7 protein-coding genes are annotated in these 11,477 nt (G+C 35.0%); 4 read left to right on the top strand and 3 right to left on the bottom strand.

Annotated elements, in window-relative coordinates; translation table 11 throughout:
- Positions 1 to 141 precede the first annotated feature (141 nt).
- From VKJ25_RS11845 to VKJ25_RS11835, 3 genes are all read right to left on the bottom strand, one after another.
- Positions 142 to 1,194 carry a homogentisate phytyltransferase gene (locus tag VKJ25_RS11845; protein ID WP_324236837.1) on the bottom strand — a complete coding sequence of 351 codons (1,053 nt, stop codon included), beginning with the start codon at positions 1,192 to 1,194 and terminating at the stop codon, positions 142 to 144.
- A 113-nt stretch (positions 1,195 to 1,307) separates the two neighbouring features.
- Positions 1,308 to 2,006, bottom strand: a complete 699-nt coding sequence (locus tag VKJ25_RS11840; RefSeq protein ID WP_324236836.1) for a potassium channel family protein — start codon at positions 2,004 to 2,006, stop codon at positions 1,308 to 1,310.
- Between the two features lie 274 nt (positions 2,007 to 2,280).
- Positions 2,281 to 3,612 (bottom strand): TrkH family potassium uptake protein, encoded by a 1,332-nt coding sequence (locus tag VKJ25_RS11835; protein WP_324236835.1) that lies wholly within the window; start codon positions 3,610 to 3,612, stop codon positions 2,281 to 2,283.
- 876 nt (positions 3,613 to 4,488) lie between these two features.
- On the opposite strand from VKJ25_RS11835, the gene VKJ25_RS11830 reads away from it, so the two are divergent.
- From VKJ25_RS11830 to gmd, 4 genes are all read left to right on the top strand, one after another.
- On the top strand, positions 4,489 to 5,355 hold the full coding sequence (locus VKJ25_RS11830; protein ID WP_324236834.1) for a methyltransferase domain-containing protein: 867 nt from the start codon (positions 4,489 to 4,491) through the stop codon (positions 5,353 to 5,355).
- A 1,597-nt stretch (positions 5,356 to 6,952) separates the two neighbouring features.
- A complete protein-coding gene (locus VKJ25_RS11825) occupies positions 6,953 to 8,650 on the top strand; it encodes a S8 family serine peptidase (protein WP_324236833.1) in 1,698 nt (565 codons plus the stop codon).
- A gap of 224 nt (positions 8,651 to 8,874) precedes the next feature.
- Positions 8,875 to 9,606 (top strand): undecaprenyl-phosphate galactose phosphotransferase family protein, encoded by a 732-nt coding sequence (locus VKJ25_RS11820; protein ID WP_324236832.1) that lies wholly within the window; start codon positions 8,875 to 8,877, stop codon positions 9,604 to 9,606.
- Between the two features lie 701 nt (positions 9,607 to 10,307).
- Positions 10,308 to 11,336 carry a GDP-mannose 4,6-dehydratase gene (gene gmd / locus VKJ25_RS11815; protein WP_324236831.1) on the top strand — a complete coding sequence of 343 codons (1,029 nt, stop codon included), beginning with the start codon at positions 10,308 to 10,310 and terminating at the stop codon, positions 11,334 to 11,336.
- Positions 11,337 to 11,477 lie beyond the last annotated feature (141 nt).

The following is an 11,477-nucleotide window of genomic DNA, read 5'->3' as shown; positions in this document are numbered from 1 at the left end:
GTTTAGTTAGCTGACTGGGAACACCATTAGCGCTATGGTGAAACCCGCCCCTACTAATGTGGGGGGGCGGGTTTAGTTAGCTGACTGGGAACACCATTAGCGCTATGGTGAAACCCGCCCCTACAGTTTAGCAGGGGTGTATTAGAACAAACAAGCCATGGGAAAAATTAGATATTCCAGGAAAAATAATTTCCAAATAAATTGATAAAAATCAGCGATCGCTTTTTTATCTTCCATATCTACTTTTTGACTCCGCCACCACATTATTCCCAAAGCTAATAAATGACTTATTACCAAAAAAATTAAATTAACATTTGCCAACCAAATTACACCTATTATCGCCATACCTAGATAGCAAATTGTTAATACCCATCTTGCCAAATTAAAAACAGCAAATGCTCCTAATTTAATTGTAAATGTATTGATATTATATTGACGGTCTCCTTCAATATCTGGAATATCTTTAAAAATAGCAATAGCAAAAGTAAATACTATCACAAACAAAGTTAGCGCCCATACTGTCGGGAGAATTTCTGGAATTATCAAACTTTTTTTGAGTAGAATTATTTCACCTAATTCTGTCATCCATTTATTTAAACTTCCTGAGAATTTCTCCACTTTTTGAAATCCCCAAACAAAGCTTAAAAATATACCCAAATTAACAATTACTCCCCGGACAGTAAAAATACATAACGCTGCCAAAACGGGAAATCTTTTTAATCGGATAGGAGGCAAAGAATAAACAGTACCAATTGCCAAACTTATTCCTACAGTACCTAATAAAAATGGTCCGGCGAGGAAGGCTAGACTTAAAGCTAAAGTACCTGTTATTACCACAATAATTTGACCAGAAAAAAGAGAAAATTCACCAGCAGCTATAGGTAAATGAGGCTTATTAATCTTATCTATTTCCACGTCCTCTAACTGATTCAATCCTACTATATAAATATTGCCACATAGACAACTTATCCAAGTTATTAATAACAGAATTAAACTATATAAAAAAGAAGATGTATTAGTATAAAAGTTAGAGCGATCGCCCATAGCAATTATATATAAAGCCAATACACTTAAGGTTGTACCAATAATTGTATGGGGACGAGCAAACTTCCAAAAACTATAGAGCCATGACAAATATTTTGGCAGCAAATTAGTTGTTATTTTTTCTTGTTGATTACCAGAAATTTCTCTCATAATTACCTAAAATTATTTTTCTTTAAACTTATACTATTTCTTGATTAAGTTCCACTTAATATAAGATAATAAGTAAGTATTTAGCTTACTTTTTCCTTCTTACTTCTTATTTCTTAATTTGGTAAACGATTAATATCTTGATTAGAACCAAGTACAATTATTACTGTTCCTTTTTTTAAAATTGTACTAGACTGAGGATTAATTATAAATTTTTGATTTTGACCACTAACTGCCAATAAATTTAAACCATATTTATTCCGTATTTCTAAATCAGCAATAGTTTTCCCATCAAACTTATCTGGCACAATAAACTCTACAATACTATTGTCTGGGTCAATATTAAATTGATCGATTACTCTAGGTTTAGTTAATAATCGCGCCACCTCACAACCCATTTCTCTTTCTGGAAATACAACATGATCTGCTCCAACTTTTTCTAATAATTTCTGATGAGTCTCAGAAGAAGCTTTAGCGACCACAGATTTTATGCCTAATTCTTTAAGATTCAAAGTAACAGTGATACTTTCTGCCAAATAATTACCAATTGCCACAATTACTGTATCAAAATCTAAAATACCACTTTGTTTAATAGCATTAATTTCTGTTGCATCTAGCTTAAAAGCATGAGAAGAAATTTGGTCAGTTAAAGCCAAATTTACCCTTTTTTCATCCTTATCAATAGCTAGCACTTCATAACCTAAATTATGTAAAGTTTCACAGACTGATCGACCAAACCGACCTAAACCAATAACAGCAAATTGTTGATTTTCTGGGCGTAACTTTTGCCAAAAATTCCAAGATGATAATTTCATATAAATTCAACGATTTATTTGATTAAATGTAAGCATTCAGCGGTCAGCTATCAGCTAAGAGCTAATTATATAGCAATACGGTTCAGTTCAGACGAAAACTCATAAGATATAAAACCATTAAATAGGCTTTTCAGACTACAAAGCTGTGCCAAAAATCCTTAACTGAACTGTATTGAATTATACAGCAGTCGAAGCAAAGAACGCGGATATTTCTGCATCCTGAAACCCTCTAGTATTCTACTGTTTTCTGTTTCCTATTCTCTAGTGCTACGCGCTATACATATAAATTTCCTTCTGGATATTCAACCGCACTAGGTTTTTGTTCTTTAAAAACAGTTGAAACCAACAACAATACACCAACTCTACCTATGTACATTGTTGCAATTAAAACTAATTGTCCTGGAATGGTAAAATCAGAAGTAACCCCCAAAGATAAACCCACCGTAGCAAAAGCAGAAACAACCTCAAAGAAAATAGAAGTTAATTCTAAATGTTGGTCAGTAAATGCAATTAAAGTAGTAGCCAAAACCACTAATATAGTAGATGCAAAAACTATACCAATCGCTTTAATAATCACAATAATTGGAATCTTGCGCTGATAACATAAAACTTCATGTTTACCTTGTAGAGCCGCTTTTGTACTATTAAATAATATTGCAAAAGTAGTAGTTTTAATCCCTCCTCCAGTGCTACCCGGACTAGCACCAATAAACATTAAAAAAATTGTAAAAAAGAAACCAGCATCAGTCAAATTACCAATATCAATAGTGTTAAAACCAGCAGTTCTAGTAGTAACAGATTGAAACCAAGCAGCAATTAATTTTTCCCCTAAGTTTAAATTTTCTAGAGTATTAGGATTATTAAATTCGGCAATCAAAAAAGCAATTAAACCAACTATTAATAGAAAAATAGTAGTATTAGTAACTACTTTAAAATGTAGAGAAAAGGTGTAACAAGCTTTTTTTCTTTGCCAAAGATATTTCAACCATAAAAACATTTCCATAATCACTTGATAGCCTAATCCACCAAAGATAATTAAACCAGTAATTACCAAATTTAATAATGGAGATTTGACAAATTGCATAAAACCATCTGAATATAAACTAAAACCAGCATTGTTAAAAGCATTAATACTATGAAAAATAGAATACCAAAGACCTTCTTGAAAGCCATAAACTGGCACAAAAACTAACATTAATAAAAAAATACCAGTAAATTCAAGCACAATTGTTGTTACTAAAATTGACTTAATTAAACCCTCCACACCTGCTAATCCTACCTGTTCCAAAGATTGCTGAAGAGCAATTTTTTCCTTAAGACGAAATTTATGACCTAACAACAACAACAGAATAGTTGTAGCAGTCATATAACCGAAAGCTCCAATTTGAACTAAAAATAACAGAAATAACTGCCCCCAAAATGAATAGTATTCTCCTACATTTACGACTGATAATCCAGTCACACAAACAGCAGAAGTTGCTGTAAATAAAGCAGTTACAGGATGGCTCCAATTTCCATTACTCATAGAAATAGGTAGCATTAATAATATAGTGCCAAAAGTAATAACAATAATGAAACCTTGACAAATAGTTCTAGATACACTCATTGCAATTTTTTACGATGTATTTTTCAATAATTAATAATTAATAATTAATATAGCAATCAGGAACTAGATGTGAGGAAAAACTGTAGGAGTTTGGTCTCCAAACCTTAGCTCAGATGGGGTTTGGAGACCAAACCCCGTTAGATAAAATATTCAAATTATCACAAATCACAACTGATTGCTATAGTAACCTCTTATTTACTAAGAGAAAATTTCAATTTAGTATTTCAATCTCAATACTTTCCTCGGTCATGCTGCACAAACAGCTAAAGGTAATGATAACTGAAAACTGAAATAGACCTTTTTTTTTCACTGTCAGAAGTCTAACTGCCAAAATAACTATTTGTACACCACCACCCAGTTTTTTTCATAAATAAACAGGACTTACCAAACAATTAATAATTAATAGTTAATAATTAATAATCAAGAGTTGATAGTTAATTATTATTCATTCAATAATTCAGGTTTAAAGCCTCACCTTTTAAGGGGATAAATAAAAAAACTTTCTTTTAGTCAATCCCCTTGTTTTCAGAAGGGGTAATTATTAATTTTTCATTGTTAATTGCTGAAGCATTTACCCTAGATATAGTGCCTAAAACTATTGCATAATGGTTTTTAAACTCTATATATAGTACCTTTGCCTCAGTCCTGATCAAACTAGGACTTACCCATGATGAAGGAGTTTTAGGCATTTGAGATTGCTTTCGGTCCGGAATGCGACCCATTCATGTCGCGGAGCGAAACGCTGTCGGTTGCGCTTCGCTTGCGCTGCGCTTTTCATGTCGCGTAGCGAAACGCAATGACAAAATTGGGTTGCTTTGCGTAAGTCCTAAAAATTAAGATTGCTATATACTAACTCTAGTAAAATAAACAGAACTTATGCCAGGGAATTTAACTGAGGAAATTCAACAATTTTATGATGCTTCGTCCAATCTGTGGGAACAGACATGGGGTGAACATATGCACCACGGTTATTATGGCCCAGATGGTCAAGAGAAAAAAAATAGACGACAAGCTCAAATAGACATGATTGAGGAACTACTTCATTGGGCCACAACAAATGAAACCTCAAATTTGTGGCCACCAGCCTCGATCCTTGATGTTGGTTGTGGCATTGGTGGTAGTACACTCTACTTAGCTGAAAAATTTAATGCCACAGCTACAGGTATTACCCTTTCTCCCGTTCAGGCAAACAGAGCTAAGGAACGTGCAGAGTCGGCAAACTTAAGTGAACGTACTAATTTTATGGTTGCCGATGCTTTAGATATGCCTTTTGTTGATGAATCTTATGATTTGGTTTGGTCTCTCGAAAGTGGAGAACATATGCCTAATAAACAGAAATTTTTGCAAGAATGCCATCGAGTTCTGAAGCCTGGTGGTAAAATAATTATGGCAACTTGGTGTCATCGTTCAGTAGGAGAATTTGACGAACAACTGACTGATGATGAAAGGAGACACTTAGCTGATATTTATCGGGTTTATACTTTACCTTATGTTATTTCTTTACCAGAGTATGAAGCGATCGCTCAGAATATTGGTTTTAAAAATATTTTTACCGCTGACTGGTCAACTGCTGTTGCTCCTTTTTGGGATGTAGTGATTGAATCAGCGTTTGACCCTCAAGTTCTGATTAATGTACTTTTTAGTGGTTGGACAACTATTCAAGCTGCTCTTTCCCTGAGATTAATGAGTAGTGGATATGAGCGAGGGTTAATTAAATTTGGTTTGTTATGTGGAAATAAATAGGGTTTGCTGAAAAAGAAGGGAACAGGAAATAGGGAACAGCGGTCGATACTAAATACGTTTTTTTGATCAGGACTTACGCCAAGGTACTATATATAGAGTTAAGAAACTATTTTGCAAGAGTTTTAAACACTATATCTAGGGTGGCTGCATAAGTCCTGTTTATGTTGTGCAGCAAAATGACCGCTGTTTACCTAAAAGCAATAAAATTTTCTACACGAATCAAATAGAATTGCTATATTCACAGGACTTACCCATGAACGCTATTAGTAGTAGACCGACACAGCTAATGAGTGTGCATTAGGGAGTAGGGGAGCAAAATTTTTGTTGGGTTACTCCTGCACAGAAGCAAGCTAAGTTCCATGCTCCGCAACGAAGTGCGCGTTCATGTCGCGGAGCGCGAAACAACCCAACCTACATCTATTGCACTTACACATAAACGCTATTAATAGTGGACTGACACACCTAAAACTGTGCAGAGCGATTTTTTCTCGCTTACCACCTTGTCTTCCTTGTCTTCCTTGTCTAGACACAGCCAAAAAGTAATGCACCATTTTAGGTGAAACTGTCCAGTAGGGTGTGTTAGCGTACTTCGTAACGCACCGACACCCTATACATAGTGAATTTGCGTAAGTCCTGATTCATTAGCTTTTGACAAAAGTCAACATTTAATTTGTCAGATAGCTTGCTTAATATAGAACCGAATTGAACATTTTTCCGCAGTGACGATAAAAAGTAATTTCCCGAAACAGTTGATATTGCTTTATTTCACTTCGTCATAGTCGCTGCGGACTTAAATCTATTAATTATCCGGATATTATATAATTTATTAGTTTCTATAAGAGGCTTTTAAAATGCGTTGTCGCAAGTTAGAATTAGGAGTCAGAAATCAAAATTAATAAGGGTTGCATTATTAATTAGGGTTTGCTGATTAAATCTAGAAGTTTTTACGGACAAAGGTTTGGTAGTCCTATAGAGGTAGTGATATTTATAAGTAAATCCCTTTAAGTCTTAGGTAGTGGAAATGCTCAAATCACTACTTGTGAAGCACCACCAAAGGTTTTAGCCTCTTTAGGTATCAAAAAGTATGCAGCTCTTAGGTAGCTCAGATTGATGCCTATCAATCAGCATTTTTGGTTCACTATGACAGAAAAATCAAGGAACTATTTTTCCAACCACTTTCTCTATAACTCCCTATTTATTCTGATTTCTAACTACTGGCGCATCAAGCTTAAAAATGTGAATTAAGAAACCTAACCCCCCAACCCCCTTTCCTACAAGGGAAGGGGGAGTTGTCTCTCCTCTCCTTGCAGGAAGGAGAGGGGTTGGGGGATAAGAAACCTAACCCCCCAACCCCCTTTCCTACAAGGGAAGGGGGAGTTGTCTCCCCTCTCCTTACAGGAGAGGGGTTGGGGGAGAGGTCTTCACTTGTTACTCACTCCTAACCCACACACAATTTTAGTCTTGACACGGCGCTACTCCCTACCTAAACCAAAAGACTGTTTCAACAAACCCTAACAAGTTATAGAACAAATTGCATTTTAAACACTTAACAGCTTATTAGCTGAATGCTTACAAATAAACATTAATAAAAAAAACTATGATTGGTCCTAGCTCTGATGGTCTTTCCTATGTATTAGATAACAACTCTAATAACTTTACTCTACCTGCCGATTTACTAACTCCATTTTCAGGAGGTTTACAAGCCCTAGATGGAAATGATATAGTCATAGGCTCATTCAACCCCGAACTAATTAATGGTAATCAAGGTGACGACGAAATTTTCGGTGGAGGTGGCGCTGATACTCTACGAGGTGGTAGAGGTGATGACTTGATTAAAGCTGACGAAGGTAATGATATAATTTACGGAGATTTAGGCAACGATACAATTTATGGAGAAGTTGGAAACGACACTATTCATGGAGGGAAAGAAAACGATATTTTATTAGGAGGAGATGGTGACGATCTAATTTCTGGCGACTTAGGACAAGATACATTAATTGGAGGAACAGGCAATGATACATTTGTTCTTCAAGAACCAGAAAATAACAATGTAAATACACCAGATATTATTGAAGACTTTAATCATAATTTTGACATAATTAAAATCTCAGACAACTTAACAGAAAATGACATCTTTTTAAGAGAAGATACTGCAACAGGAGATATATTAATTCAAGTTCAGACTAATGGCTTAACCTTAGCAAAAGTTAAAGGAATATCTGATATAAATCTGATTGAAAATCGCTTAATTTTTGGAGATACTCTAGATGCCAATGAACTTCTCACAACAGCTAGTTCCATAACACCAACTTATAGTGATATCTTTGGATATGGTTTAGTTGATGCCTCAGCAGCAGTTGCTAGAGCAATTGAGGTTAACCCTTTTGCAGATGTGATTGATATGGGAGGAAATCAGTGGGGATTAGATTTAGTCAAAGCCCCAGAAGTTTGGAATCAAGGCTTTCAGGGAGATGATATTGTAGTAGCCGTTATTGATAGTGGTGTGGACTATACCCATCCTGAATTAACAGGCCAAATGTGGACTAATAGTGATGAAATTCCTAACAATAATATTGACGATGATGGTAATGGTTATGTAGATGATGTCCAAGGTTGGGATTTTGTTGATGATGATAACGATCCAATAGATGAAGAAGGTCATGGAACTCATATAGCTGGGACTATCGCTGCTAAAAAAGATGGAGTAGGAACAACTGGAGTAGCTCCCAATGCCGAAATCATGGCTATTAGGATATTGGACGATCGGGGACAAGGCAAAGTGAGCGATGGTATAGCAGCTATTAAATATGCAGTTGATAATGGAGCAGATGTGATTAACTTTAGCTCTGGTGGACAAAATTTAGTTAGCGATGAACTGGAAGCTATTCGCTATGCTGCGGAGATGGGAGTTGTATTTGTTTCTGCTGCTGGTAATGATAGTTCCAGTAGTCCTGATTATCCAGCCAGATTAGCTGATGAGTACGGAATCGCAGTTGGGTCAGTGGAACAAGATGGGAAGTTTTCTTCTTTCTCTAATACAGTTGGAAACCAACCTTTAGATTATGTTGTTGCTCCAGGAGGAGATGGTAGCACAAAAGATGCAGGAGATATCTACGGTCCTGTACCTCTTTCCGTAAAAGGTACTTCTTATGGTTTCTTAGCAGGTACTTCTATGGCGACCCCTCATGTTGCAGGTGTAGTAGCTTTAGTTAAACAAGCTAATCCTAATTTATCGGTTGAGGCCATTGAAAATATAATTATTGAGACTGCTAACTCTACAATTGTGACTGCATAATTTCAACTTCCTGAAAAAATGGGACAACACTATATAGTAAATTTTGATTTTTAAATTATAAAATTTTTTTAAAATTCCGATATATTAGATACAGAAAAACTTAGGCAAAAGCCGAAAAATCGTCTTTATTTAAAATTAGTCATCTTTTTCATTACCAAATTTGCCTCGTATTTCTCTATAGGCATTATGATCAGGACTGTGTGTGGTGTGAATCAAGGAGTAAGATGACTGCTAATAGCCAATTCATCTCTGGTAAAGTCATTAGAGGGTTTACAGGGCGAGCTTTTCAGCCTTTCCTCCCCAGAGACAAACAAAAAAGTCGATTTCTAGATGGCCTAGAGCTAGGACATTTTAAACGATTGTTTGATATCCTATTTTCTCTATCCATTTTAATATTATTTGCCCCTCTTTACTTACTGATAGGTTTACTAATTGTACTTAGTTCCCCAGGTCCTATTTTTTATGTTCAAGAAAGAGTAGGTAAAAATCGAAAGTTATTTCGTTGTTTAAAGTTTAGAACTATGGTGCAAAATGCAGATGAGGTGTTAGGAGAAATTATCCAAAAACACCCTCATTTGCGCCAGGAATTTGCAGAAAACTTTAAATTAAAACATGATCCTCGAATTACATGGGTTGGTAAATTTCTGAGAGTTACAAGTTTAGATGAATTTCCTCAATTTTGGAATGTTTTAAAAGGTGATATGAGTGTAGTAGGGCCGAGACCATTAGTGGTTGAAGAACTACCGAAATATGGTCATCACATGGATAAGATTCTGACTATTAAGCCTGGTATTACTGGTTTGTGGCAAGTTTCTGGTCGTAATGATATTCCTTATCCCAAAAGGGTGCAAATTGACCTTTACTATGTTAACTTCAGAAATTTTTGGATAGATATATGGATCATTTTTAAAACAATTGGTATTGTTGTTTTTCCTAAGAATAACGGTGCTTACTAATTCTTTGTAATTCAGGCTGAGAGATTTCAACTTATCTAAAGTTATTATTAGGGTTAGAGGTTAGTAATATTTTCACAAATATTGCAACTCTAACCCAAATTTATGAAATAGGTTAAATAATTAATAATTAATAATTAATAATTAATAATTAATAATTAATAATTAATAATTAATAATTAATAATTAGGGCTTCCGCTCAAAACTATGAGTGGTTAAGAATAGGAATCAGAATTCAGAATCCAGAAGAAATGGAGATTATAGGAGAGACGTTGGATGCAACGTCCGTACAGAATAATCTTCCCTTTATTTTCAGTCCCTATCTTGCCTAAAATGCTAAAATTTTGACTATGAAGAACTGAAAACCAGGTACTTTTTCCATGACTAAAAATGCTAAAAGCTTTATCTTTAAAGACTTTTAGATTTCCATACGCCAACCCTAATTAAAAATTAATAAGAGCTGAGAGTGTAAACTTCGCTAAAAGCCTTATTATTACCTAGCTTTTAGCAATTTCCGAAGTTATAAGGCACAGTTGTTTTTCTTCTTTTTGATTTCCTGTTTCCTCTTTTCTGACAAACATTCAGCTAATTTATCAAAACTACCTGGATTAAGAGTAAGTGTTATAGTAAAAAGACGATATGTTAGGCAAATCGGTGTCCTGAAGGCCGAGAACATAATCAATACTTTGTAAATATTAACTGCAATGACTGAAAGGAAACGAGCGCTAATTACTGGTATTACTGGTCAAGATGGTTCATACTTAAGTGAACTTTTGCTTGAGAAAAATTATGAGGTTCATGGTATTATCAGACGTAGTTCCAGCTTCAATACAAATAGAATAGACCATATATATCAAGATCCTCATAATCCTAATGCTCAGTTATTTCTCCATTACGGAGACTTAACTGATGGGACTACCCTACGTCGAATTATTGAAGAAGTTAAGCCAGTAGAAATATATAACTTAGGTGCCCAGTCCCATGTTAAGGTTAGCTTTGATTCTCCAGAATATACAGTAGATGCGGTAGGAATGGGCGCTCTACGTTTACTCGAAGCGATTCGAGACTACCAAAAACGTACTGGAATTGAAGTTCGTTTTTATCAAGCTGGTTCCTCAGAAATGTTTGGTAAAGTGCAGGAAGTACCTCAAAAAGAAACTACTCCTTTTTACCCCCGGAGTCCTTATTCTTGTGCTAAGGTTTATGCTCACTGGCAAACCATAAATTATCGAGAATCATACAATCTTTTTGCTTGTAATGGTATATTATTTAACCATGAAAGTCCTCGTCGAGGTGAGACTTTTGTAACTCGTAAAATTACTCGTGCTGTAGCTAGAATTGTAGCAGGTAAACAGAAAAAACTTTATCTTGGTAATTTGGACGCTAAACGAGATTGGGGATATGCTAAGGATTATGTTCGAGCTATGTGGATGATGCTACAGCAGGAGGAAGCGGATGATTATGTAATTGCTACAAATGAAACTCATTCTATTAAGGAATTTCTAGATATAGCTTTTACTCATGTAAATCTAAAATGGCAAGATTATGTAGAGTTTGACTCCCGTTATTTACGTCCTGCTGAGGTTGATTTATTAATTGGTGACTGTACAAAAGCACAAGAAAAGTTAGGTTGGAAACCATCAGTTACGTTTACAGAATTAGTACATTTGATGGTTGATGCTGATATTAAAGCTTTAGAGAAATCTACTATAGTTGGCAGTGGTTTTGATTAGAATTTTTGGGCTAATTGATTAGTTAGGAAAATTTAACTTTTTGGAAATAATATAGCAATCCTATTTTTTTTGTCAAACGTCTTGTCACCTTTTAATAATTAGGGAATAGATAACAAATTATGGGCTAGATTTTCAGAATTT

It is taken from the genome of Okeania sp. (assembly GCF_035285525.1).
Lineage (GTDB): Bacteria > Cyanobacteriota > Cyanobacteriia > Cyanobacteriales > Microcoleaceae > Trichodesmium.
Note: the sequence above shows the minus strand (reverse complement) of the source record. Positions and strands in the feature narration are given on the sequence as shown.

Excerpts from the sequence above, each read along its gene's own strand:
- VKJ25_RS11845 (WP_324236837.1), bottom strand. The coding sequence starts at position 1,194 with ATGAGAGAAATTTCTGGTAATCAACAAGAAAAAATAACAACTAATTTG.
- VKJ25_RS11840 (WP_324236836.1), bottom strand. The coding sequence starts at position 2,006 with ATGAAATTATCATCTTGGAATTTTTGGCAAAAGTTACGCCCAGAAAAT.
- VKJ25_RS11835 (WP_324236835.1), bottom strand. The coding sequence starts at position 3,612 with ATGAGTGTATCTAGAACTATTTGTCAAGGTTTCATTATTGTTATTACT.
- VKJ25_RS11830 (WP_324236834.1), top strand. The coding sequence starts at position 4,489 with ATGCCAGGGAATTTAACTGAGGAAATTCAACAATTTTATGATGCTTCG.
- VKJ25_RS11825 (WP_324236833.1), top strand. The coding sequence starts at position 6,953 with ATGATTGGTCCTAGCTCTGATGGTCTTTCCTATGTATTAGATAACAAC.
- VKJ25_RS11820 (WP_324236832.1), top strand. The coding sequence starts at position 8,875 with ATGACTGCTAATAGCCAATTCATCTCTGGTAAAGTCATTAGAGGGTTT.
- gmd (WP_324236831.1), top strand. The coding sequence starts at position 10,308 with ATGACTGAAAGGAAACGAGCGCTAATTACTGGTATTACTGGTCAAGAT.